General features: G+C 73.7%; 21 protein-coding genes and 1 pseudogene. 12 read left to right on the top strand and 10 right to left on the bottom strand.

Going from position 1 to position 22,887, the window contains the following annotated elements; translation table 11 throughout:
- Positions 1–4 precede the first annotated feature (4 nt).
- Both K4G22_RS25400 and K4G22_RS25395 read right to left on the bottom strand, forming a co-directional pair.
- Positions 5–928, bottom strand: a complete 924-nt coding sequence (locus K4G22_RS25400; protein WP_228082686.1) for an aminoglycoside phosphotransferase family protein — start codon at positions 926–928, stop codon at positions 5–7.
- Between the two features lie 40 nt (positions 929–968).
- On the bottom strand, positions 969–1,490 hold the full coding sequence (locus tag K4G22_RS25395; RefSeq protein ID WP_228082685.1) for a DinB family protein: 522 nt from the start codon (positions 1,488–1,490) through the stop codon (positions 969–971).
- A 251-nt stretch (positions 1,491–1,741) separates the two neighbouring features.
- Between K4G22_RS25395 and K4G22_RS25390 the strand changes: the two genes are divergently transcribed.
- Entirely contained in the window at positions 1,742–2,662 is a 921-nt protein-coding gene (locus K4G22_RS25390) for a lytic polysaccharide monooxygenase auxiliary activity family 9 protein (protein ID WP_228082684.1), read from the top strand.
- Positions 2,663–2,774: 112 nt separating this feature from the next.
- On the opposite strand, the gene K4G22_RS25385 is transcribed toward K4G22_RS25390, so the two are convergent.
- Positions 2,775–3,338 carry an FHA domain-containing protein gene (locus K4G22_RS25385; RefSeq protein WP_228082683.1) on the bottom strand — a complete coding sequence of 188 codons (564 nt, stop codon included), beginning with the start codon at positions 3,336–3,338 and terminating at the stop codon, positions 2,775–2,777.
- A gap of 207 nt (positions 3,339–3,545) precedes the next feature.
- Between K4G22_RS25385 and K4G22_RS25380 the strand changes: the two genes are divergently transcribed.
- The 3 genes from K4G22_RS25380 (at position 3,546) to K4G22_RS25370 (ending at position 7,340) form a co-directional block, all read left to right on the top strand.
- Positions 3,546–4,466, top strand: coding sequence for a GNAT family N-acetyltransferase (locus tag K4G22_RS25380; protein WP_228082682.1), 921 nt, complete (start codon positions 3,546–3,548; stop codon positions 4,464–4,466).
- A gap of 69 nt (positions 4,467–4,535) precedes the next feature.
- A complete protein-coding gene (gene treZ, locus K4G22_RS25375; RefSeq protein ID WP_228082680.1) occupies positions 4,536–6,329 on the top strand; it encodes a malto-oligosyltrehalose trehalohydrolase in 1,794 nt (597 codons plus the stop codon).
- Positions 6,330–6,371: 42 nt separating this feature from the next.
- Complete coding sequence (locus tag K4G22_RS25370) at positions 6,372–7,340, top strand: carbohydrate kinase family protein (RefSeq protein WP_228082678.1); 969 nt, start codon at positions 6,372–6,374, stop codon at positions 7,338–7,340.
- Here K4G22_RS25370 and msrB read toward each other — a convergent pair.
- The 4 genes from msrB to K4G22_RS25350 all read right to left on the bottom strand — a co-directional run bounded on the left by msrB (position 7,294) and on the right by K4G22_RS25350 (position 10,620).
- Positions 7,294–7,710 carry a peptide-methionine (R)-S-oxide reductase MsrB gene (gene msrB / locus K4G22_RS25365; protein WP_228082677.1) on the bottom strand — a complete coding sequence of 139 codons (417 nt, stop codon included), beginning with the start codon at positions 7,708–7,710 and terminating at the stop codon, positions 7,294–7,296. The genes K4G22_RS25370 and msrB overlap by 47 nt on opposite strands.
- Positions 7,711–7,756: 46 nt before the next feature.
- Entirely contained in the window at positions 7,757–9,151 is a 1,395-nt protein-coding gene (murC, locus tag K4G22_RS25360) for a UDP-N-acetylmuramate--L-alanine ligase (protein ID WP_228082676.1), read from the bottom strand.
- Between the two features lie 80 nt (positions 9,152–9,231).
- Entirely contained in the window at positions 9,232–9,699 is a 468-nt protein-coding gene (locus K4G22_RS25355) for an indole-3-glycerol phosphate synthase (RefSeq protein WP_228082675.1), read from the bottom strand.
- Between the two features lie 138 nt (positions 9,700–9,837).
- Positions 9,838–10,620: a dihydrofolate reductase family protein gene (locus K4G22_RS25350; RefSeq protein ID WP_228082673.1), complete on the bottom strand. Its 783-nt coding sequence runs from the start codon at positions 10,618–10,620 to the stop codon at positions 9,838–9,840.
- A gap of 66 nt (positions 10,621–10,686) precedes the next feature.
- Between K4G22_RS25350 and zapE the strand changes: the two genes are divergently transcribed.
- The 3 genes and pseudogenes from zapE to K4G22_RS25335 all read left to right on the top strand — a co-directional run bounded on the left by zapE (position 10,687) and on the right by K4G22_RS25335 (position 14,130).
- Positions 10,687–11,787 (top strand): cell division protein ZapE, encoded by a 1,101-nt coding sequence (gene zapE, locus K4G22_RS25345; protein ID WP_228082671.1) that lies wholly within the window; start codon positions 10,687–10,689, stop codon positions 11,785–11,787.
- Between the two features lie 135 nt (positions 11,788–11,922).
- Positions 11,923–13,219, top strand: a pseudogene (locus K4G22_RS25340) (MbnB/TglH/ChrH family RiPP precursor modification enzyme).
- A gap of 5 nt (positions 13,220–13,224) precedes the next feature.
- Positions 13,225–14,130, top strand: a complete 906-nt coding sequence (locus tag K4G22_RS25335) for a TIGR04222 domain-containing membrane protein (protein ID WP_228084229.1) — start codon at positions 13,225–13,227, stop codon at positions 14,128–14,130.
- 59 nt (positions 14,131–14,189) lie between these two features.
- Here K4G22_RS25335 and hemQ read toward each other — a convergent pair whose 3' ends face one another.
- Together hemQ and hemG are read right to left on the bottom strand one after the other, a co-directional pair.
- On the bottom strand, positions 14,190–14,900 hold the full coding sequence (gene hemQ / locus K4G22_RS25330) for a hydrogen peroxide-dependent heme synthase (protein WP_228082669.1): 711 nt from the start codon (positions 14,898–14,900) through the stop codon (positions 14,190–14,192).
- Between the two features lie 5 nt (positions 14,901–14,905).
- A complete protein-coding gene (hemG, locus tag K4G22_RS25325; RefSeq protein WP_228082667.1) occupies positions 14,906–16,303 on the bottom strand; it encodes a protoporphyrinogen oxidase in 1,398 nt (465 codons plus the stop codon).
- A 130-nt stretch (positions 16,304–16,433) separates the two neighbouring features.
- Here hemG and K4G22_RS25320 point away from each other — a divergent pair, with 130 nt between their 5' ends.
- On the top strand, positions 16,434–17,498 hold the full coding sequence (locus K4G22_RS25320; RefSeq protein ID WP_228082665.1) for a DUF4349 domain-containing protein: 1,065 nt from the start codon (positions 16,434–16,436) through the stop codon (positions 17,496–17,498).
- Positions 17,499–17,537: 39 nt separating this feature from the next.
- Here K4G22_RS25320 and hemE read toward each other — a convergent pair whose 3' ends face one another.
- Positions 17,538–18,569, bottom strand: a complete 1,032-nt coding sequence (gene hemE / locus K4G22_RS25315; protein WP_228082663.1) for a uroporphyrinogen decarboxylase — start codon at positions 18,567–18,569, stop codon at positions 17,538–17,540.
- A 132-nt stretch (positions 18,570–18,701) separates the two neighbouring features.
- On the opposite strand from hemE, the gene K4G22_RS25310 reads away from it, so the two are divergent.
- From K4G22_RS25310 to K4G22_RS25295, 4 genes are all read left to right on the top strand, one after another.
- Positions 18,702–19,295, top strand: coding sequence for a DUF3000 domain-containing protein (locus K4G22_RS25310; RefSeq protein WP_228082661.1), 594 nt, complete (start codon positions 18,702–18,704; stop codon positions 19,293–19,295).
- A gap of 202 nt (positions 19,296–19,497) precedes the next feature.
- Positions 19,498–20,157, top strand: a complete 660-nt coding sequence (locus K4G22_RS25305; protein WP_228082660.1) for a response regulator transcription factor — start codon at positions 19,498–19,500, stop codon at positions 20,155–20,157.
- 102 nt (positions 20,158–20,259) lie between these two features.
- A complete protein-coding gene (locus K4G22_RS25300) occupies positions 20,260–21,522 on the top strand; it encodes an HRDC domain-containing protein (protein ID WP_425336748.1) in 1,263 nt (420 codons plus the stop codon).
- Between the two features lie 126 nt (positions 21,523–21,648).
- Positions 21,649–22,860 (top strand): thiolase family protein, encoded by a 1,212-nt coding sequence (locus K4G22_RS25295; RefSeq protein WP_228084227.1) that lies wholly within the window; start codon positions 21,649–21,651, stop codon positions 22,858–22,860.
- Positions 22,861–22,887 lie beyond the last annotated feature (27 nt).

Genomic DNA, 22,887 nt, shown 5'->3' with positions numbered 1-22,887 from the left:
GGGGTCAACCGCCGGCCGTCGCGACGAGGCGTCGCAGCGCGGCCCGCGCCGGCGGACCCCAACTGGCCTTGCCGCCGGGACGGCCGTGCACGCCGGCGTCCCCGATGAGGATGCCGACAAGTGCGCGTGACACCGCCACGCCCCGGGCCCGCCGCAGGGTCGCGGCGTCCGGGGCCGGCCGGTAGGCCGCGTGGAAACGGTCCAGGACACCGTCCGGCAGCAGCGTCCACGCGGCGGAGAGATCCCAGGCCGGATCGCCGGCGCAGAGGTCGCCGAAGTCGATGACGCCACGGATGGCGCCGTCAGCGGTGAGCACATTGGCCGGATGCAGGTCGGCGTGGATCCACAGCGCGGGGCCCGCCCAGTCGGGCGCGGCGGCGGCGTCCTCCCAGACCGCGCGGACGGCGTCCGGGTCGGGGATCAGCCCCAGCTCGACGGCCGACGCGAGGTGCTCGACGAGGGAGCCGGCGTGGTCGGCCAACGGCCCCCCACGGTCGCGCCCCGCCGGCGCCCCGGCGGGGGCGGGCCCGTGCAGAGCCGTCAGAAAGGCGGCCAGGGCGTCGGCCGCCTCCTCGCCCCGCGTGACGGGGGCACGGTCGGCCGGCTCACCCGGCACCCAGGTGGTGACGATCCAGGGCCGGGGAAACCGCTCCGACGGCTGACCGAGACGCCGTGGGACGGGCACCGGCAAGGGGAGGCGTGGGGCCAGGGCCGGCAGCCAGTCGTACTCCTTGCGCACCAAGGCGTCCGCGGCGAGCGTCGCCCAGGGCAGGCGGACGGCGAGATCCTCGCCGAGCCGCCACAGCTGGTTGTCCCAACCCCGCGCACCGAGCGCCAGGGGCCGATCCGCCAGATCGGGATGCTGATCACGCAGCAGCCCCCGGACCAACTCCGCGGTGATCTCGATCCTGTTCCGCATGTCCGTCATGGCCGTCAACCCTATGGGCCCGCCGGCAGGTCACCCGGCTCTAGTAGTACCCCTTCGTCCCGTCGAGCAGTTCCCGCACGATGTCCGCGTGCCCCGCGTGCCGTCCGGTCTCCTCGATGAGGTGGATGAGCATCCAGCGAAGGTTGGCCTGGCCGGCGCGGTACTCGGAGTTGCGGCCGACATCGTCCAGGGAGGCCGCCGCGACGATCTCGTCGCTGCGGGCGCACTGCGCCTCGTAGTCCGCGAGCAGCTCCCGCAACGTGGCGCCGTCGGTGCGCCAGTCGGCGTCCTCGTCGTCTTCCGTCTCGTCGAAGGACGGGTTACCCGCCCCGTCTCCCCCGAGGAACACCACCTCCAGCCAGGTGTGCTCGACCCATCGCATATGGCGGATGAGCCCGGCGATCGTCATCGCCGGCGAGGTCGGGACGACGGAGCGGTGCGCGTCCGCCTCGCTGAGGCCGTCGCACTTCCATCGCAGAATCCGCCGCTGGAGTTCCAGCCAGCCGACCAGCGCGGTGCGCTCGTCGGCCTGGAACGGGGGACGTTCAAGGGAGGGAACCATGCCGGCGCACGCTAGCGTGCCGGCCTCCCGCTGTCGCCGGGTTTTCCGTCGACGTACGGCACCGAACGCCCCGCCCGGCGCCCGGCTCCGGCCCGGCGGCAGACCGGATCGGACGGCCGGGTCGGTCGCGATCAGGTAACGCACATGTCTTTACACGCGCCTCCGCTTGGCACTACCGTCCCGAATTGGGAGCGCTCCCACAGGTTCCTGGTTGACCCCCCACCTCATCACGGCGAAAGGGACGCAACGCGATGAGAGACCAGAAGAAGCGCCGAGGAGCCCTGCGGAAGCTCGGCCTGTTGACCGTGGCCGCCAGCCTGCCGGCCATGACGGCCGTGGTGTTCACCGGCGGCAGCGCCGCCGCGCACGGCGCGCCCATGGACCCGGGCAGCCGCACCTACCTGTGCTGGAAGTACGGCGTCAACGAGACCGGCGCCATCGACCCGGCCAACCCCGCGTGCGCGGCGGCCCTGGAGGAGGGTGGCCAGAACGCGTTCTACAACTGGTTCGCCGTGCTCCGCTCGGACGGCGCGGGACGCACCGAGGGCTTCATCCCCGACGGCCAGCTCTGCAGCGGCGGCGCGACCGTCTACGACTTCTCCGGCTTCGACCTCGTCCACGAGGACTGGCCCACCACCCACCTCACCTCGGGTGCCGACTGGGAGTTCACCTACAACCCCTGGGCCCACCACCCCGGCACCTTCCACCAGTACGTCACCGTCGACGGCTGGGACCCCACCACCCCCCTCACCTGGGACGACCTCGAAGACACACCGTTCCACTCCGAGACCGACCCGCCCTACCGGGGTGGCGTGGGCGACGCCGAGTCCGAGTACTACTGGGACGCCCAACTCCCCTCGGGCAAAACCGGACAGCACATCATCTACACCGTGTGGGAGCGCTCCGACAGCGAGGAGACCTTCTACGGCTGCTCCGATGTCGTCTTCGACGGCGGCAACGGCGAGGTCACCGTCCCCGGTGGGGACACCGCCGCCTCCCCCGAGGTGATGAACGAGTTCACCGCGCCGCTCGACCTCGAACACGGGGAGCACGCGGAGCACGGGGAGCACGGTGCCCACCACACCGAGGCCGCGTCGCACGCCACCGCGGTGAGCACCGGCGCCGCCGCCAGGACCGCGTTCCAGCAGCTGCTGTCCGGCACGGCCGGCTGAGCCGCCCGCCCGCGCGGTAGCACCCCCGAACTCCGGCCTGTCGTCCCACCTCCCAGCCCCCGCTAGGGCGACAGGCCGGCTTCGGGGTTTCCGGGTGCCGGGGAGGGGCCGCTCAGGGCTGGGGTTCGCGGGGCGCCAGCCGGTAGGAGACGGCGCCGAAGCGGACCTGGTCCCCCGCGCGGACCGGGATCGTGTCGACGACGCGGCGCCCGTTGACCCAGGTGCCGTTGGCCGAGCCCAGATCGCGCAGCGTCCAGCCGGCGGCGGTGCCGCGCAGCTGGGCGTGGTAGCGGGAGACGCTGGCGTCGTTCAGCCGCAGTCCCGATCCCGAGGCGCGCCCTATGGCCAGCGGCCTCGGCCCAGGAGCCGGCAGCACCAGCTGCGGCAGCCGCTCCGCGCGCCAGGCGAGCCGGAGGCGCTGGTGGAACGCGGAGATCCGGGTGACCGAGCCCAGCAGCCAGCCCCTGGGCGGCTCCACCTGACGTTCCGGCAGATCGCCCAGGACCGCGACCAGTTCGTCCGGGTGCCGGGCCGCCAGGATGCGTTCGATCCGCCTGAGCAGGGTGTCGGGCGACAGCCGCCCCTCGGCCATGCTCTCCCTCAGCACGTCGAGCGCCTGCTCCCGGTCCGCGTCGGAGATGCGCGGCTGCTGAGCTTCGGACTCGGGCGGGGTCATGCCGGGATTCTCGGTGACGGTCAGCCCGGCTGTCCACATCTCCTTTGCCGTCGTCCCGATGATCGGTTAATGTGCGTGCGACGCCCAACGGACTGGGAAGGAGGCGGACATCGTGAACCGTACTGATCACTCGTGCTTCCGCCGCCTCTCATCTGGGCGTTCGTCTGGCTGACCGGAAGCGCGTGACGCCTTTCCGGAAGGACCCCCATGACCGATCTGGTCATTCGCCCCCTGGCTGACGACGAGACCTCCGCCCTGTTCCACACCCTGTCGGACCCCGGCCTGGTGGGCCGCGCGCTGCTGTCGCCGCCGTACGACCGCTTCGAAACCGTCGCCGCCGGCGGCGAGTACCGCCCCGACTGGACCTGGCTCGCCCTGCGCGGAGACACCGTGGTGGCCCGCGTGGCCTACTGGGGCGCCGAGACGGACGAGCGCCCCAAGGCGCTGGACTGGTTCGACTTCACCGACCGCGAGGCGGCGGTGGCCCTGCTCAAGGCGACCCCGTTCGACGCCGAGTACGAGCTGATCCTGCCCCCCGACTGGCGCGAGAACCCGGCGACGCTGGCCGCGGCCGAGGCCAGGATCGAGGCCGCGACCGACGCCGGCTACCAGACGTTGACCGAGCGCTTCCGCTATGTCTGGACCCCCGAGAACGGGCTGCCCGAGCGCCCGCGGCGGCTGGAGTTCCGGCCGGAGCCGGACGACGCGGTGCTCTTCGACGTGCTGCGCCGGGTGCACAGCGACACCAGGGACCACCACGCCCTGCGGGCCATCGAGCGACACGGCCCCGACGGGGCGGCCCAGTCCGAGATGGACTTCATCGACTGGCTCCCCTCTGGTCGTGCGGCGCTGCGGCTCGCCTACACCCCCGAGGGCGAGTTGGTGGGCATTCAGATCCCGGGGCACAACCCGGCTGGGCCCTGTGTGGGGCTGATCGGGGTGGTGCCCGAGCAGCGGGGGCACTCCTACGGCTACGACCTGCTGGCCGAGTGCACCCACACCCTGGTGGCGGAGGGGGCCCAGCGGATCGCGGCGGCCACCGACGTGGGCAACAGCGCCATGGCCGCCTCGTTCGCCCGGGCCGGTTATCCGATCGCACAACACCGCTACTGCATGACCGCGGACTAGTGCCGCGTCGTTGACGCCGCCCGGCGGGGGGTCTGGCCTGAGCCCGCCGGGCGGCACAGCATGGATGCCATGTCGGTTGAGGTATCCGAGGTATTCCAGGCGTCCGAGGCGGTCCGGGTGTTCGAGGTATGGGCGCCGCACGCCCGCGAGGTCTCGCTCCAGCTGAACGGCCGCCCCCGGCCCATGCGCCCGGCGCCCGGTGGCGAGGGCTGGTGGGAGGTCGAGGCCGAGGCCCGCCCGGGGGCGCGGTACGGGTTCGCGTTGGACGGCGGCGAGGTGCTGCCCGACCCGCGCGGGCGGGCGTTGCCCGAGGGGCCCGAGGGCCTGAGCGCGGTGGTCGATCCGACGGGCTTCGCCTGGCGGCACTCGTGGCAGGGCCTGGCCCTCGACGGGGCCGTCCTCTACGAGCTGCACATCGGCACGTTCACCGCCGCCGGCACGTTCGACGGCGCGGCCGAACGCCTGGGCCACCTGGCCGACCTGGGCGTCACCCATGTCCAGCTGATGCCGGTCTGTCCGTTTCCCGGGCGGCACGGCTGGGGCTATGACGGGGTGGCGCCCTGGGCGGTGCACGAGCCCTATGGCGGGCCCGAGGGGCTTTACCGCTTTGTCGACGCGGCGCACGGGCACGGCCTCGGCGTGGTGCTCGACGTGGTGCACAACCACCTCGGCCCCTCGGGCAACCGGCTGCCCGCGTTCGGCCCCTACTTCACGGAGCGGCACCACACCCCGTGGGGGGCGGCGGTCAACCTGGACGGCCCGGGATCCGACCAGGTGCGCGCCTACTTCGTGGGCAGCGCGCTGGCCTTCCTGCGGGACTACCGCCTCGACGGGCTGCGGCTTGACGCGGTGCACGCCCTGGTGGACGACAGGGCCGAGCATCTGCTCGCCGAACTCTCCGCGGCCGTCGAGGCGTTGGCGGAGGCGGAACGCCGGCCGCTGTTCCTGATCGCCGAGTCGGACCGCAACGACCCGCGCACCGTCGCGCCCCGCTCGTCGCACGGGCTCGGCCTCGACGCGCAGTGGAACGACGACTTCCACCACACGTTGCACTGCGCCTGGACCGGCGAGTCCCAGGGCTACTACGAGGACTTCGCCCGCGCGCCGCTCGCCGCCCTGGCCAAGACGCTGACGTGTGGCTTCTTCCATGACGGCGGCTTCTCGGCGTTCCGCGGCCGACGGCATGGGCGGCCCCTGGAGCGGTCCGGGGTCCAGACGCACCGGCTGGTGGGCTACGCCCAGACCCACGACCAGGTGGGCAACCGCGCCCAGGGCGACCGGCTCGCCGCCCTGCTCGGCCCGGTGCGCGCGGCGCCGGTCGCCGCCCTGGTGCTGTGCGGTCCGTTCACACCGATGCTGTTCATGGGCGAGGAGTGGGGCGCCACCACACCCTGGCAGTACTTCACCGACCATCAGGACCGGGAGCTGGCCGACGCGGTCCGCGACGGGCGGCGGCGCGAGTTCGCCGCGCACGGCTGGACGGCGACCGAGGTGCCCGATCCCCAGGATCCGGCCACCCGGGACCGCTCCTGCCTGGACTGGGACGAGCCGCTGCGGGACGGCGCCAAGGCGGCGCTGCTCGACTGGAGCCGCCGGCTGGTCGCGATCCGGCATCGCCATCTGCCGCCCGGACTGCGCCTGGACCAGGTGCGGGTGGAGTTCGACGAGACCGACCGCTGGCTGGTGCTGCACAACGGGCCGCTGACCGTGGCCGTCAACCTGGCGCCCGAGCCGAGGGTGCTCCCGCTGGGCCCCGGCCCGTTCACCTCGCTGGCCGCCACCCACCCCACCGCGCACCAGGAGCCGCCCCGAGGGGAAGTCGCGCTGCCGCCCAACTCCGCCCAGGTGCTGCTGCGCACCTGAGGGGTACGCTGACAGCTCGTCGGAGAGCGGGAGGACGACGCGATGAGGCGGAGCGCGCGGGGGCGGATCCTCGTCGTGGGTGGCTCGGGGGTGGACACCATCGTCCGGGTCGAGCGGCTCGCCGTGCCGCCGGGCGACACCCTGCACGTCGAGCCCATCAGGGACTACGTCGCGCACACCGGCACCGGCTACGCCCTGGGGTTCCAGGCGCTGGGGTGGCCGACGACCCTTCTCGACTATCTGGGCGACGATGTCCCCGGGCGGCTGGTCCGTGACCGGTTCGCCGCCGCCGGGTTGGACTTCGTGACGCTCCCCGCGCCGGCCGGCACCCCGCGCAGCGTCAACCTGGTGGACGCCGAGGGCCGGCGGTTCTCGTTCTACGACGGTCGGCACCCGGCGGACCTGACGCTGCCCCCCGATGTCGCGCTGCCGCTGGTCGACCGCGCCCGCCATGTGCATGTGGGACGCAGCGACTTCAACCGGGCGCTGCTGGCCGAGCTGGCGGGGCGGCGCGGGGTGACCACGTCCACCGATCTGCACGACTGGGACGGGGTGCGGGAGGACACCCATCCGTGGGCCTTCGGCGTGGACCACGTCTTCCTGAGCGCCGCCTCGATCCCCGGCCGGGTGCCCGAGGTGCTGCGGATGATCCTGGCGCGCGGCCGGGCCCGCCTCGCGGTGGCCACCGACGGCGCGAACGGCTGCCATCTGCTGGCCGGGCCCGAGGCGGGCGGCGACGGGGAGGTGCGGCACTTCCCCGCGGTGACGCCGCCGCGCCCCGTGGTGGACAGCAACGGCGCGGGCGACGCGTTCGCCACCGCGTTCCTGCACACCCTGTTCGACGGTGCCCCGCTGGAGCGCTGTGTGCACGCCGGCCTGACCGCCGGCGCGTTCGCGGTCACCCACCATGGCACCCACGAACGGCACATCACCGCCGAGGAGTTGGCCGCCGGAACGGCCTCCGTTACGCCGGGCCCCCGGTCGGGTCCAGCCGCACCGCGATCGAGTTGATGCAGTAGCGCAGGTCGGTCGGGGTGTTGTAGCCCTCGCCCTCGAAGACGTGCCCGAGGTGCGAACCGCAGGTGCGGCAGAGCACCTCGGTGCGCGGCCGTCCTGGCAGCGAGGTGTCCGACCTGGTCTCCACCGCTTCGCTGTCCGCCGGGTCGAAGAACGACGGCCAGCCGCAGTGCGACTCGAACTTGGTGTCGGAGCGGAACAGCTCGGCCCCGCACGCCCGGCACTGGTAGATCCCGGCGGTCTTGGTGTCCGTGTACTCGCCGGTGAACGCGGGCTCGGTGCCCGCCTCGCGCAGCACCCGGTACTCCTCGTCCGACAGCTGCTCGCGCCACTCCTCGTCGGACTTCTCCACCTTGTACGCCATGGTCTCTCCTCCGTACTTCTGACTGCCGGCCCGACGGGAACCGGACCTAGGGGGCGAGCCGGGCCAGAATCCGCGGGCCCAGCTCGGTGACATCACCCGCGCCCATGGTGAGAACCAGATCACCCGGCCTGGCGATTCCCGCGACGGTGTCGGGAACCGCGTCCATTTCGGCGACCGCCTCGACCGTGGCGCCGTGGACGCGGGCGGACTCGATGATCAGCTCGCTCGTCACCCCGGGGATCGGGTCCTCCCTGGCCGGATAGATCTCCAGCACCAGGCAGGAGTCGGCGAGCGCCAGCGCCTGCCCCATCTCCGTCGCCAACTCCTTGGTGCGGCTGAAGAGATGCGGCTGGAACACCACCAGCACCCGGCCCTCGCCCGCGCCCGACCTGATCGCCTCCAGATCGGCGGCCATCTCCGTGGGGTGGTGCGCGTAGGAGTCGATCACCCGCACCCCGGCCGCCTCGCCCTTGGGCTGGAGCCGGCGGCGCACGCCGGTGTAGCCGCCCAGCGCGCGGGCGAGATCGGCGGCCGGCACCCCGGCGGCGACGCCGGCGGCCAGCGCGGCGACGGCGTTGTGCGCGTAGTGCCGACCGGGCACCGCGACGTCGAACGTCAGCTCGCCGCCGTCGATCACGACGGTGACCTCGCTGGTCAGCCCCTTGGGCAGCAGCCGCACCACCCGGACGTCGGCGTCGGGCGCCTCGCCGTAGGTGACGATGTTCAGCCCGGCGCGGCCCGTCAGCCGGGAGGTGAGCTCGCGGGCGCCCTCCTGGTCCGCGTTGACCACCAGCGTGCCGCCGGGGCGCACCCGCTCGACGAAGGTCTCGAAGGACTCGTGGATCTCGTCCATCGAGGCGTAGTTGGCGTGGTGGTCGAGCTCCACGTTGAGGACGATGGCCACCTCGGGCCGGTAGTGGTGGAAGCTGCGGTCGCTCTCGTCCGCCTCGGCGACGAAGAGGCCTCCGGTGCCCTGGGCCGCGTTGGAGCCAGGGGCGTCCAGATCGCCGCCGATCGCGTAGGAGGGGGAGAGCCCGAGGGCGGTCAGGCTCACGGCGAGCATCGAGGTGGTGGTGGTCTTGCCGTGGGTGCCGGCCACGGCGACGGCCCGCGTCCCGGCCATCAGCGCGGCGAGCGCCTCCGCGCGGTGGATCACCGGCAGCGCCCGCCCGGCGGCCTCGACCAGCTCGGGGTTGTCCTGCCGGATGGCGCTGGACACCACCACACAGCTGGCGTCGGGCGCGAGCTGGTCGGCGCGGTGCCCGATCCGGACGTCGACCCCCACCGCGCGCAGCGCGGCGACCGTCTCCGACTCGCGGGAGTCGCTGCCGCCGACCCGCGCGCCACGCTGGGCGAGCAGCTTGGCGATGCCCGACATGCCGGCGCCGCCGACGCCGATGAAGTGCGGTCGTTCCATGGCGGGCGGGATCGCCGTCGTCATCCGTGAGTCTCCCTGCTAGGCGTGTGCGCCCCGATTGTCGCACCCGGCGGCGGACGGGAGGCGCAGCCCGACATGTCGGGCTACTCGCCGTGCGCGAACAGCTTGAGCACCGGCACGCCGACCTTGTGCCGGGCGCGCGAGGCCCAGTCCCGGTGGAACAGCTCCTCCACATAGTGCGGGGCGGTCAGCACCACCACCTCGTCGGCCCCGGTCCGCTCCACCACGGAGGCGAGCAGCTCCAGGGGATGCTCCTCGATCAGCTGGCCGACGGCTTCGGCGCCGGTGGCGCGCAGCGCGTCGAGCGAACGTTCGAGGCCGCGCCGCGCCGGGGGCAGCGCGTCGTCCCCCTCGGGCTCGTCCGGCTCCCTGGCCGCGTCCCCGAACTCGCCGAGCGCCACGTCGTCGAGGGCGCGCAGCAGTTGGTCCTGCTCGCCACGCGGCTGCATCAGCACCACGAACGACTGCGACTCGTCACCGTGCAGCGTGGTGACCATCTCGACATCGGTGGGCACCATGGCCTTCTCGATCATCAGGACCGTCGTGATCACGATTTGCGCCCTTCGTCTGCGAGGTCCGCACTCCCGGCGGAGGACCACCACGGGCCGCGGGAGACACGGCGTTGCGCCCTTCAGTCTGCCCACCCCAGGATAAGCGGAACGTCACATTCCGCAGATTGTCAGACCCACTCAGACCGCCCGATACCGATGGAAGAGGAACCCCTCGTCCTCCAGCAGGTCGGTGAGCCGGAACGCGTGCGGCTCCGGGACCTCCGGGCCGCTCGTCACCCGGGGTGCCGCGCCGATCGCAAGCCGGGGCGCGACCGTCAGACACAGCTCGTCCAGCGCCCGCGCGCCGGCCAACGCGCCCAGGAGTCTCGGGCCGCCCTCGCTCAGCAGCCTGCGGTAGCCGCGCGCCGCCAACCCCGCCCTGATCAGGGCGGGTTCGGCACACGCGCCATCCCCGGCGAAGAGCACCTCGACGCCGGCCTCGGCGGCGGCTGCCAGCCGCTGAGGCGGCGCCTTCGCTCCGGTGACCAGCAGCGTGGGCACCACGGGCTCGGTGAAGAGCGGCCAGGAGAAGTCCAGGTCGAGGCCGGCGCTGACCACCGCGATGGCGGGCGCGGGGGCCTGCCCGGCCGCAGCCCTGCGCTCGGCGAACTCGGCGCGCGCCCGCGCCGGCCGGTAGCGCTCCCGCCGCACCGTCTCGGCGCCCACCACCACCGCGTCCGCCAGCGCCCGCAGCACCCCGAACACCCGCATGTCCGCCGGTCCTGAGAGCGGCTGGGAACGCCCCTCGTGGTGCGCGGCGCCGTCCAGCGAGGTCACCATGTTGGCGCGCAGCCAGCAGCCGTCGGACGCGACCGGCTCCGGGTAGGCGTAGGCCTCGGCAAGCCCGGAAAGACCCGAAAGGGTGGAGAGCTCGCCCAGCGGGACGGCCGCCGCCTCGGGCGGGGGGAACAGACGTCGCATGGGCGGCAGTGTGGCACACCGGGCGCGGCCGGCCAGGACCGCCCATCTGGCGTAAACTGGGAGATCGTGTCCACCAGCAGCGCACCCCACTCCGACGACCGCCAGGGCCACCACCAGGGCGAGCCGGCGGCCCTCAGCGCCCGCGACCCCGAGGTGCCGGCCGGCCGGCTGGTGGCCGAGATGGTGCCGCCGCCGCGTTTCGACACCGTCCGGTTCGACACCTATGTCCCGGACCCCCAGCAGCCCAGCCAGCGCGCCGCCGTCAAGGTGCTGGAGGACTTCGCCGCCGGTCTCGGTCCTGGCGGCGGCTCGTCCGGCGGGCAGCGCGGGCGGTGGCGGCCCTGGGGCCGCAGGCCCTCCCCGACGGCCGAGCCGCGCGGGGTCTATCTGGACGGCGGGTTCGGCGTCGGCAAGACCCATCTGCTGGCCTCGCTCTGGCACGCCACGCCGGCGGCGCCCGAGGAGAAGGCGTTCGGCACCTTTGTCGAGCTGACCAACCTGGTGGGCGCGCTCGGCTTCCGGGAGACGGTGCGCACCCTGGGCGACCACCGGCTGCTCTGCGTCGACGAGTTCGAGCTGGACGACCCGGGCGACACGGTGCTGGTGTCCTCGCTGCTCTCCCGGCTGGTCGCCGAGGGCGTGGCGCTCGCCGCCACCTCCAACACGCTGCCGGACCGGCTCGGCGAGGGACGGTTCGCCGCCGCCGACTTCCTGCGCGAGATCCAGGGCCTGGCCGCCAGGTTCCGGCCGGTGCGGATCGACGGCGAGGACTTCCGCCACCGTGGCCTGCCCCGGGCGCCGAGGCCGCGTCCCGACGCCGAGGTGATCGCCACCGCGCGGTCCACACCCGGCGCCACCCTGGACGACTTCGGCGTGCTGCTCGACCATCTGGCACGGGTGCACCCCAGCCGTTACGGAGCGCTCTGCGACGGGGTGCGCGCCGTCTGTCTGACCGGCGTGCGCCCGGTGCCCGACCAGAGCACGGCGCTGCGCCTGGTGGTGCTGGCCGACCGGCTCTACGACCGCGAGATACCCGTGCTCGCCTCGGGCGCCCCGTTCGACGAGCTCTTCAGCCAGGAGATGCGGGAGGGCGGCTACCGCAAGAAGTACTTCCGCGCCGTCTCCCGGCTCACCGCCCTCGCCAGGGACGCCGGCGCGCTGCGCTGACGCCCGCCGCGGAACCCCGCGCCAAACCTCTGGAATGCCTCAAATCCAAGCGGTTACCGGATTGGTCCCCACGCCCCGGGGGATGAAGGGAACAGCGCGCCGGGTACCGTCGGGCGGCGCGAACGGGGAGGTGCCGTGGGCACATTGGGGTTGGGCATCGGATGGCGCCCTGAGCTGGCCGACGTGATCGAGGGCCTGCCGGACATCGACTGGGTCGAGGTGGTCGCGGAGAACATCTGCGCGGACCACGTTCCCGCGCCGCTGGCCCGGCTGCGCGAGCGCGGCGCCACGGTGATCCCGCACGGGATCGGGCTTGGCCTCGGCGGCGCCGAACGCCCGGCGCCCGGCCGGCTGATGGCGCTGGCCGGGCTCGCCGAGGCGCTGGCGGCGCCGCTGGTCACCGAGCACATCGCCTTTGTCCGCGCCGGTGGCCCGCTCGCCGGGACGCCGAGGATCGAGGCCGGCCACCTGCTGCCCGTGCCGCGCACCCGGGACGCGCTCGACGTGCTCTGCGCCAACGTGCGGATCGCCCAGGACGCGCTGCCGGTGCCGCTGGCCCTGGAGAACATCGCGGCGCTGTTCTCCTGGCCGGACGAGGAGTTGACCGAGGCCGAGTTCCTGAGCGAGCTCGTCGAGCGCACGGGGGTGCGGCTGCTGATCGATGTGGCCAACCTCCATACGAACCAGGTGAACCGGGGCGAGGACCCGGCCGAGGCGCTGGACGCGCTCCCCCTCGACGCGCTCGCCTATGTGCATGTCGCGGGCGGCGTCGAACGGGACGGTCTGTGGCACGACAGCCACGCGCACCCGGTGCCGCCGCGTGTCCTCGACGTGCTCGGCGAGCTGTGCGACCGCGTCCGGCCCCCCGGGGTGATGTTGGAGCGGGACGACGGCTTCCCGCCGCCGGCCGAGCTGGCCGCCGAACTGGCCGCGATCCGCGCCGTGGTGGAGTCCGGGACGGTGAGCCGTGCCTGAGCCCGCCGTCTCCCCCGCGCCGCCGGCCGAGCCGGCGGAGCCGGCCGCCGCCCGGCGCCGACTGGCGCTCGCCCAGGCCGAGTTGCTCACCGCGCTCACCGGCGGCGGCCCGCCGCCGGCCGGCTTCGACGCCGGCCGCCTCCGGGCCCAGTCCGCCGCGCTGGCCGCCAAACGCGCCCGGGTGCTGGCGAGGGTCGCCCCCGAGCTCCCCGAGATCCTCGGCGACGGCTACCGCGCCGAGGCCCGCCGCTATGCCGCGCGGCACCCGCTGACCGGCGGATACCACCAGGACGCCATCGCCTTCGTCCGGCAGCTGCTGGCCGAGGGCCGACCGGCCGACCCCGCCGCCCGCGAGCGGCTCGGCCGTTGGCTGGCCGGGGGACAGGGCGACGACCGGCGCCGCCGGTCGGTCCGTGGCCTGTGGAGGGCGCCGCGCCAGCGGCGCGAGGAGAGGTGAACGCGATGCTGTTGCTGCTCGTACCCGGGGTGCTCGCCCTGTGCTGTCTGCTGGTCGCGCTGCGGCGCCGGGCCAGGGCCCGGCTGGCGCGGGGGGTCCCCGACGGCAGGGTGCACACCATGGCGGAGTCCGCCTTCCTGGCGGGCGGCGCCGGCCGGGTGGCCGACACGGTGATCTACGGGCTGGTCACGAAGGAACGCGCCACCATCGAGGACGAGCAGTTCGTGGTGGAGCGGCCCAAGGCCGACGACGCCCTGGAGCGGGCGGCGCTCCGCACCTGCGGCAACGACTGGTACACGCCGCTGACGAGGGTGCGCGCCTCGCTGGTCGCCTCCCCCGAGGTGCAGGCCATCGGCGCGACGCTCACCGCCAGGGGTCTCCTCTTCGAACCCCGGCGGCAGGCGGCGTGGCGGCGCGCCATCTGGCTCACCCGCGTCCTGGGGGTACTGGGCCTGCTGACCCTGCCGTACGGTTTCGCCACCTCGGCGTTCGACGATCCCATCGCGCTGACCGGGCCTGGCTGCGCCCTGGTGGCCCTGATCGGCTCCTTCGTCGCCGCGCCCACCCCATCGGCGCTGACCGACGAGGGGAACCGGGAGCTGTGGCGGCTGCGCCGGACGGTCCCGTTCGTCACCCTGGGCGCGCCGGCGGCCCTGGCGCTCACCGGCGCGATGGTGCTCGAACCGGCGCTGCGCACGCAGTTCCAGTCGGCGCAGACGGGCGCCGCCCCGGTCGCCGCCGGCGGCGTCGCGCCCCTCTGGGGCGCCGGCTGCGGCGGCGACGCCGGCACGGGCACCGGCGGCTCGGACGGTGGCGGCGGGGACGGCGGCGGTGGAGACGGCGGTGGCGGGGACGGCGGCGGCTGCGGTGGTGGCGGCGGGTGCGGGGGCTGTGGTGGCTGCGGCGGCTGACCGGCGCGCGCGCCGGCCAACCGTCGACCCGTCAACCCCGCCCGCCGGTTGAGCCCGTCTCAGGCGAGCCCGGCTACCAGCTCGGAGACCTCCCGGCGGCGCCCCGTGTAGAACGGGACCTCCTCCCGGACGTGCAGCCTGGCCTCCGAGCCGCGCAGATGACGCATCAGGTCGACGATGCGGTGCAGCTCGTCGGCCTCGAAGGCCAGAATCCACTCGTAGTCACCCAGCGAGAACGAGGCGACGGTGTTGGCCCGCACATCGGGATAGCCCCTGGCCATCTTCCCGTGGGCGGCCAGCATCGCCCGCCGCTCCTCGTCCGGCAGCAGATACCACTCGTAGGAGCGGACGAAGGGGTAGACGCTCACATAGTCGCGCGGGGTCTCGTCGGCGAGGAACGCCGGGATATGCGACTTGTTGAACTCCGCGGGCCGATGCAGCGCCATGTTCGACCAGACCGGATCGAGGAGCCGGCCGAGACCGGTGCGGCGGAAGAGGTTGTACGCCTCCTGAAGGGCGTCGGCCGTGGCGGCGTGCCACCAGATCAACACATCGGCGTCGGCGCGGAGCCCGGACACGTCATAGGTGCCCCGGACGACCACGTCCTTGGCGGCCAGCTGATCGAACAGCCCGGTCACCTCGTCCGCGAGCCCGGCCCGTTCCTCGGGCAGCGCGTCCCGCAGCCGGAACACCGACCACAGCGTGTAGCGGATGACCTCGTTCAGTTCCTTGGCGCGCTTGCCGGCGGGCTTCTCGGGTGCGTTCGTCATGGCGCCTATTCTCCCGCCTCGCCCCTCGGCCCGGTCGGCAGGGTGCGCAGCAGCTCGGCCGCCGCCTGCTCGGCCCCGCCGATGCAGGCGGGCACGCCCACCCCGTCGTAGGCCGCGCCGCAGAGGCCGAGCCCCGGCAGCCCGGCGAGGTAGCCGCGCACCCTGGCCACCCGGGAGTCATGGCCGACGGTGTACTGCGGCAGCCCCTGCCACCAGCGGCTGACCACGTGGTCGACGGGCTTGGCGCGCAGCCCGACCGCCTCCTCCAGATCGCCCAGCGCCACCCGCACCAGATCCGTGTCGTCCCACTCCAGCGGGCTCTCGTCGGCGTAGCGCCCCACCGAGGCGCGCAGCACGAAGAGGCCGGGGTCGGCGGCGGCGGACCAGTCCCACTTGCCGCTGGTGAAGGTGGCCGCCTTGACGGTGCGGCCGTCGACGGCCGGCACCAGGAAGCCGCTGCCGCGCGGCAGCCGCGCCAGCTCCGAGCGGCGGAAGGCCATCGTGACCAGCGCCATCGAGGAGTACTCCACGGCGGCCAACTCCCCGGCTGCGGCCGGCGCCTCGGCCGCCAGCAGCCGGCCGGCGGCCGGCGCCGGCACCGCCAGCAGCACCCCGTCCGCGACCAGCGAACGGCCGTCGTCCAGCGCGGCGGCCCAGCCGCGCGCGGTGCGCCGCAGCCCGGTGACGGTGACCCCCGTCTCCACCACGGCGCCGCGCCCGGCGACGTTCTCTGCGACGGCGGCGGCGAGCGTGCCGACGCCGCCCACGATGCCGGTGAAGACCGGGGTGCCCGCGGCCGGGGACTCGCGCCGAAGCGAGCGGACGGCGGCCAGCAGCGAGTCGTGTTCGCGCGCCGCCTCGTAGAGCTTGGGCACGGCCGCGCGCAGCGAGATCCGGTAGGCGTCGCCCGCGTAGACCCCGCCGAGCAGCGGATCGACCAGCCGGTCGACGACCTCGGACCCCATCCGGTCGGCGACCAGACGCCCGATGCCGATGTCGTCCGACAGATCGAGCGGCGGCAGTTCGGCGTCCCTGGCGATCCGGGCGAGACCGGCGTCCGAGAGCACCCCGGCCAGCGCCGCCGCGCTCGACGGCACCCCCATCACCTGCCCCTGCGGCATGGGCCGCAAGGTCCCGCGCGACCAGATCGCGGCGCTGGTGACCCTGGGCGGACGCAGCGCCTCGCCGAGACCGACGGCCTCCGCCAGCTCGATGGCCTCCGGCCGTCTGGCGAGCAGCGACTCCGCCCCCAGGTCGACCTGGACACCGGCGAGCCGGCCGGTGTGGAGTTTGCCGCCGAGGCGCCGATCCGACTCCAGGAGGGTGACCCGGACTCCGGCGGCGAGCAGCCGATGGGCGGCGGCGAGACCCGAGATCCCGCCGCCGACGACGATCACATGCATGGCCTCTACTGTCGCAGACGCCGCACCGAGTCTGACGCGTGACCTCATCGGAACCCCTTAGCGACAACCGGACCTCCGTGCCATCCGTCCAACGGGTGACAACAGGTCATCGCGACAAGGGGGTTCCGTCATGCGGCAACGCACAGGGGCAGGGCGACGCCACAGACCGGGGACGGCACTGGTGGCCCTGCTGGCCGGTGGGCTGCTGCTCGCCGGCTGCACCTCGTCGTCCGACTCCGCCACCTCGGACGAGGGGGGCGCGGGCCAGGCCGACATGCGGGTGGATGAGGAGCGGTCCGAGGCCGGCGGCGCCGACGAGGCCGCCCCCGAGGACGGCGACAACGGCGAGGCCGGTGAGCGCGGGAGCCTGGAGGACATCGGCACCGTCTCCGAGGTGCCGGACCCCAGCCAGCTGATCCAGTCGGCGTCGATCTCCGTGGTGGTGGAGACGCTCGCGGACGGCCACGCGGAGGCCGTCCGGCTGACGCAGCGGGCCGGCGGCTATGTGAGCGACGAGTCGACCAGCGGCGGCGAGGGGGGCATCCAGTACTCCATGCTGACGCTGCGCGTCCCCGCCGATGAGTACGCCCCCCTGCTGACCGAGCTGTCCGATCTTGGCGATCTGACCCACCGGGAGCTGACGACCGAGGACGTGGGCGACGAGATCGTCGACGTGGAGAGCCGGCTGGAGACCCAACGGGAGAGCATCGAACGGGTGCGGGCCCTGATGGACGAGGCCGAGTCGCTGGAGGACATCGTCCGCCTGGAGTCCGAACTCAGCAGGCGCCAGGCCGAGTTGGAGTCGCTTGAGGCCCGTATCGCGAGCCTGCGGGGCGACACCGCGTTGGCCACCATCTCCCTGGAGCTGATGGTGGAGGACGAGGTCGAGACCGAGTCGGAGAAGGACGACGACCGGCCGAGCGTGGTGGACGCGCTCGGCGGCGGCCTGGAGTTCGTCTGGCTGCTGCTGGTCTGGCTGGCGATCGCGGTCGGCGCCTCGCTGCCGGTGATCGCGCTGCTGGCCCTGCTCTGGCTGCTCTGGCGACTGCTCGGCCACCGGCTGCCGCTCGACCGGCTGACCCGAGGCCGCCACCCCCGGCACATCCAGCCGCCCCCGCCGGTCACCGCGCCGCCGCCGCTGACCAGCCCGGGGAAGACCCCGGACGAGGAGCGCGGCAACGAGCCCGAAGCCTGACGCTGGCGGACGGGGGACCGCGCCGATCCCCCGCCCGCCCTACCCGGCGGTGCGCTCGTGGACGTGCGCGACGAGCCGGGTCAGCGCGTCCGGGTCGGTGTCGGGAAGCACCCCGTGGCCGAGGTTGAAGACATGGCCCGGCAGATCGCGCGCGGCGGCCAGCACCTCGTCCGCCTGCTCCTGGACCGCCGCCGTGGGCGCGAACAGCACCGCCGGATCGAGGTTCCCCTGCAACGCCTTCCCAGGCCCGACCCGGCGCGCGGCCTCGTCCAGCGGCACCCGCCAGTCGACGCCCACCACATCGGCGCCCGCCTCGCCGAGCAGGCCGAGCAACTCCCCCGTGCCCACGCCGAAGTGGATCCTCGGCACCCCGTGGTGCGCCACGGCCGAGAACACCTTGGCCGAGGCGGGCAGCACCGCGCGCCGGTAGTCGGCGGGGGCCAACGCGCCGGCCCAGGAATCGAAGAGCTGCACCGCCGAGACGCCGGACTCGATCTGCACCGAGAGGAACGCGGCGGCGATCCCCGCCAGCCGGTCGACCAGCTCGGCCCACAGCTCAGGGGCGCCGTACATCATGGCCTTGGTGTGCTCGTGGTTGCGCGAGGGCCCGCCCTCCACCAGATAGCTGGCGAGGGTGAACGGGGCGCCGGCGAAGCCGATCAGCGGCACGTCACCCAGCTCGGCCACCGTGCCCCGCACGGCCTCCGCCACATAGGAGACGTCCGCAGGATCCAGCGGGCGCAGCCGCGCCAGGTCGGCGCGGGTGCGGATCGGCTCGGCGATCACCGGGCCGACGCCCGGCTTGATGTCGAGGTCGACACCGATCGCCTTGAGCGGCACCACGATGTCACTGAAGAGGATCGCCGCGTCCACCCCGTGCCTGCGCACCGGCTGGAGCGTGATCTCGGTGACCAACTCCGGGCGGGTGCAGGAGTCCAGCATCGCGATCCCCTCGCGGGCCTTGCGATACTCGGGAAGCGAACGCCCGGCCTGACGCATGAACCAGACGGGGGTGTGCGGCACCGGCTCGCGACGGCACGCCTTCAGAAACGGGGAGTCGGTCACAGTCACAGGGGAAGTCTCGCACGGTGGGCGGTTCGGTCCGCGCGCACGGGTGTGGCTACCGGCGGCGGGCGGCCCAGGCGCCTAGGGTTACCCGCCATGGCAGCGTCTCGCACTCATACGGCGGAGGAGTCAGCGGATATGAGCGACCCCGGGGCTGGGGCACCGTCCGCCTTCCGGCAGGCGGTGGCCGCGCTCAGCGCGGCCAGGCCGCGCCCCGAGGTGACGCTCTCCCCGCTCCCCCCACCCCGCAGGCTGGCCCCGCACGCGCACGCGCTGGGCGCCACGGTCACCGAGGGCGGCGAGGAGCTGGCCGACGGGCGCTTCGTGCTGCTGCACGATCCGGCGGGTGACGACAGCTGGCGCGGCGACTTCCGGGTCGTCACCCTGGCCAGGGCCGATCTGGAGCCCGATCTCGCGGGCGACCCGCTGCTGCCCGAGGTCGCCTGGTCCTGGCTGATCGAGGCGCTGGACGCCAGGGCGCTGCCGACCCACGCGCCCAACGGGACGGTGACCAGGGCGGATTCGGCGTTCTTCGGCGGCCTCGCCGAGCGCCGTGGCCAGGCCGAGCTGGAGCTGCGGGCCTCCTGGACCCCGGCCGACCCCGCCGATGTCGCCGGACACCTCCTCGCCTGGTGCGGCCTGCTGGCGCAGTGCGCCGGCCTGCCCCCGGAGGCCGGCACCACCACCGCCGTCACCGCGCTGCCCCGCCGCCGAGGGCCCCGTTCCGACTGACGGTCCCGACCGGTCACGCCGAGCCCCCGGGCGGCGGACGACGCGCCGGCTGTCAGGGCGGCGATGACGAATCACCGGTTCGTGATCATTCCTAAAGGCCCGGAACCTTCCTGCCGAAGAGGTCTGTGACCCTTCCATCCGGATCGCCCCGACTCCTCCCCGAGGAGTTCGGATCCTTCCCACCCACTTCCCGGGAGGCCCGGTGTCTGTTCTCCTTGAGCACCCCGCAAGCCTGGTCGCCTACCGCCCTAACAAGCCGACGGCCATGGTCGTCGTGGCCGACCCTCGCGTCCGTTCCACCGTGACCCGCCATCTGTGGGCTCTCGGAGTTCGGGACGTGATCGAGGCGTCGTCGATCGCGGAGGCCCGCCCCAGAGTCGCCAACCCGCGCGATATCTGCGTTGCCGACGTCCACCTGCCCGACGGTTCGGGCCTGACTCTGTTGTCCGAGACGAGGGCCGCCGGCTGGCCCAACGGTCTCGCCCTGTCCGCCGCCGACGACATCGGCGCGGTGCGCAACGCCCTCGCCGGTGGCGTCAAGGGCTATGTGGTCACCGGCACCCGCAACAACCTCGGCCCGCCCGGCCGGCCAGGGGCTGCGCATATCGGCGCCGCCTCCCGTATGCACCGCCGTCAGCCCGGTGCCCCGTCCCACCAGGGCGGCTTCCGTGAGCTGTCCGGCCGGGAGGTCGAGGTGTTGCGGCTGGTGGCGGAGGGCCAGTCGAACAAGGCCATCGGCGTCTCCATGGGGCTCTCCGCCCTCACCGTCAAGAGCCACCTGGCCCGCATCGCCCGCAAGCTGGGCACGGGGGACCGCGCCGGCATGGTCGCCGTCGCCCTCCGCACCGGCATCATCCACTGACCCCAGCTCCCCGCACTCCTCCTGGCGCACGTCCCGTACGGGGCGTGCGCCAGGAGCACGAGGAGACGTTGTGCTCCATGAGCGCACAGTTACCCTTGACAGGTGACCGACGCCCAACAGATCACCGAGACAGCGCCCGAACTCCCCTCCGCTGAGCCGTCGGGGCCCGTTCCGGTCCCCCTGCTCGCGCCCAGGGAGGGCGTTCCCCCGGTGATCGCCGACGAGGCCGCGCTCGCCGAGGCGATCGCAGCCTTCGGCTCCGGGTCAGGGCCGGTCGCCGTGGACGCGGAGCGCGCCTCCGGCTACCGCTACGGACAGCGCGCCTATCTGGTGCAGCTGCGCCGCGCCGGCGCCGGCACCGCGTTGATCGATCCGGTCGCCTGCCCCGATCTCACACCGCTCGGCGACGCCATCGCGGACGCCGAGTGGGTGCTGCACGCGGCCACCCAGGACCTTCCCTGCCTGCGCGATATAGGCATGCGCCCCGGCATCCTCTTCGACACCGAACTCGCCGGCCGGCTGGCCGGGTTCGCGCGCGTCGGTCTTGGCGTGATGGTGGAGACGGTCCTCGGCTACAGCCTGGAGAAGGGCCATTCCGCCGTCGACTGGTCGAGCCGTCCGCTGCCCGAGCCCTGGCTGCGGTACGCGGCGCTCGACGTGGAGCTGCTGGTCGATCTGCGGGACGCCCTGGAGGAGGAGCTGCGCCACCAGGGAAAGCTGGCGTGGGCCCTTGAGGAGTTCGCGGCGATCGCCTCGGCGCCGCCCGCCCCGCCGCGCAAGGAGCCCTGGCGGCGCACCTCGGGCGTCCACAAGGTGCGCAAGCGCCGGCAGTTGGGGGTGGTGCGCGAGCTGTGGGCGGCGCGGGACGAGACGGCCCAGCGGCGGGATCTGTCCCCCGGCAAGGTCCTCTCGGACGCGGCCATCGTCGCCGCCGCCCAGGCCCTGCCGAAGGACACCAGGGCGCTGGTCGCGCTGCCCGGCTTCGGCCACCGCACCAACAGGCGCCAGTTGCAGCAGTGGCAGGCCGCCGTCGACCGGGCGCTTGAGCTGCCCGAGGGCGAGCTGCCGCCGACGACGCAGCCGCCGCAGGGCCCGCCCCCGCCGCGCGCCTGGGCCGAGCGGGATCCGGTCGCCGCGGCGCGGCTCTCGGCGGCCAGGGCGACGATCACGGCGCACGCCGAGGAGCTGCGGATGCCGCAGGAGAACCTGTTGACGCCCGAGGTGGTGCGTCGGCTGTGCTGGGAGCCGCCGGTCGAGCTGACGGTGGCGGCGATCGGTGCGGCGCTGCGCGGGCTCGGGGCGCGTGACTGGCAGATCGGGCAGACCGCCGAGCGGCTCGCCGAGGCGTTGGCCGACCCGAGCTGAGCAGCGGTTTCCGGCCCCCCGGGGGCGGTGGGACGGCACTGGACGGTGGTCCGCTCTTGCCCATCGGTTACCCGCTAGTAGCATGGGCGGTGGATCGAATGTCTCGGCGTGGAGAGAGAGGGCATCGTGCCGCGTACCGTCAGGGACGTCGTCTTTGTAGATGGCGTCCGCACCCCGTTCGGCAAGGCGGGTCCCAAGGGGATCTACCACGAGACCCGCGCCGATGACCTCGTCATCAAGTGCGTCCGCGAGCTGCTGCGGCGCAATCCGCAGCTGCCGCCGGAGCGGGTCGACGATGTGGCGCTCGCCGCCACCACCCAGATCGGCGACCAGGGGCTGACCCTGGGCCGCACGGCCGCGCTGCTGGCCGGGCTGCCGCAGAGCGTGCCCGGCTACTCCATCGACCGGATGTGTGCCGGCGCGATGACGGCCGTCACCAGCAGCGCGGGCGCCATCGCCTTCGGCGCCAGCGACATCGCGATCGCCGGCGGCGTCGAGCACATGGGCCGCCACCCGATGGGCGAGGGCGTCGACCCCAACCCGCGCTTCGTCTCGGAGAAGCTGGTCGACGAGTCGGCCCTCTTCATGGGCATGACCGCGGAGAACCTGCACGACCGCTTCCCGCACCTGTCCAAGGCCCGCGCCGACGAGTACGCGGTGCGCAGTCAGGAGAAGGCCGCCAAGGCATACGCGGACGGCAGGATCCAGCCGGATCTGGTGCCGATCTCGGTGCGGCGCACCGAGGGCGAGGGCGAGCTGGGCTGGGGCCTGGCCACGGCGGACGAGCCGATGCGCCCGAACACCACCCTGGAGGGCCTGGCCAGCCTGAAGACGCCGTTCCGTCCGCACGGCCGGGTCACCGCCGGCAACGCCGCCGGGCTCAACGACGGGGCCACGGCCTCCGTCCTCGCCGGCGAGGACATCGCCGAGGAGCTCGGCCTGCCGGTGAAGATGCGGCTCACCTCCTTCGCCTTCGCCGGCGTCGCGCCCGAGGTGATGGGCTTCGGCCCGATCCCCTCGACGGAGAAGGCGCTGTCCAAGGCCGGTCTGACGATCGACGACATCGGCCTGTTCGAGATCAACGAGGCGTTCGCCGTGCAGGTGCTGGCGCTGCTCGACCACTACGGCATCGCCGACGACGACCCCCGCGTCAACCAGTACGGCGGCGCGATCGCCTACGGCCATCCGCTGGCCTCCTCCGGGGTGCGGCTGATGACCCAGCTGGCCCGCCAGTTCGAGGATCAGCCGCAGGTCAGGTACGGGCTGACCAGCATGTGTGTCGGCATGGGCATGGGCGGCACGGTCATCTGGGAGAACCCCCACTGGGAGGGCAAGTGAGGGCCGGCGCGGAACATTGGGCGAGCG

This window comes from Streptomyces profundus (genome assembly GCF_020740535.1).
Lineage (GTDB): Bacteria > Actinomycetota > Actinomycetes > Streptomycetales > Streptomycetaceae > Streptomyces > Streptomyces profundus.
The sequence above is the reverse complement of the archived record's forward strand: the minus strand, read 5'-3'. Positions and strand labels throughout refer to the sequence as shown.

What these genes read in the sequence shown, in the direction of transcription:
- K4G22_RS25370 (WP_228082678.1), top strand. Translation starts at nt 6,372, where the DNA reads ATGAGGCGGAGCGCGCGGGGGCGGATCCTCGTCGTGGGTGGCTCGGGG.
- K4G22_RS25310 (WP_228082661.1), top strand. Translation starts at nt 18,702, where the DNA reads ATGAGCGACCCCGGGGCTGGGGCACCGTCCGCCTTCCGGCAGGCGGTG.
- hemG (WP_228082667.1), bottom strand. Translation starts at nt 16,303, where the DNA reads ATGCATGTGATCGTCGTCGGCGGCGGGATCTCGGGTCTCGCCGCCGCC.
- hemQ (WP_228082669.1), bottom strand. Translation starts at nt 14,900, where the DNA reads ATGACGAACGCACCCGAGAAGCCCGCCGGCAAGCGCGCCAAGGAACTG.
- K4G22_RS25350 (WP_228082673.1), bottom strand. Translation starts at nt 10,620, where the DNA reads ATGCGACGTCTGTTCCCCCCGCCCGAGGCGGCGGCCGTCCCGCTGGGC.
- K4G22_RS25400 (WP_228082686.1), bottom strand. Translation starts at nt 928, where the DNA reads ATGACGGACATGCGGAACAGGATCGAGATCACCGCGGAGTTGGTCCGG.
- K4G22_RS25335 (WP_228084229.1), top strand. Translation starts at nt 13,225, where the DNA reads ATGCTGTTGCTGCTCGTACCCGGGGTGCTCGCCCTGTGCTGTCTGCTG.
- K4G22_RS25390 (WP_228082684.1), top strand. Translation starts at nt 1,742, where the DNA reads ATGAGAGACCAGAAGAAGCGCCGAGGAGCCCTGCGGAAGCTCGGCCTG.
- K4G22_RS25395 (WP_228082685.1), bottom strand. Translation starts at nt 1,490, where the DNA reads ATGGTTCCCTCCCTTGAACGTCCCCCGTTCCAGGCCGACGAGCGCACC.
- K4G22_RS25380 (WP_228082682.1), top strand. Translation starts at nt 3,546, where the DNA reads ATGACCGATCTGGTCATTCGCCCCCTGGCTGACGACGAGACCTCCGCC.
- msrB (WP_228082677.1), bottom strand. Translation starts at nt 7,710, where the DNA reads ATGGCGTACAAGGTGGAGAAGTCCGACGAGGAGTGGCGCGAGCAGCTG.
- K4G22_RS25320 (WP_228082665.1), top strand. Translation starts at nt 16,434, where the DNA reads ATGCGGCAACGCACAGGGGCAGGGCGACGCCACAGACCGGGGACGGCA.
- treZ (WP_228082680.1), top strand. Translation starts at nt 4,536, where the DNA reads ATGTCGGTTGAGGTATCCGAGGTATTCCAGGCGTCCGAGGCGGTCCGG.
- murC (WP_228082676.1), bottom strand. Translation starts at nt 9,151, where the DNA reads ATGACGACGGCGATCCCGCCCGCCATGGAACGACCGCACTTCATCGGC.
- K4G22_RS25385 (WP_228082683.1), bottom strand. Translation starts at nt 3,338, where the DNA reads ATGACCCCGCCCGAGTCCGAAGCTCAGCAGCCGCGCATCTCCGACGCG.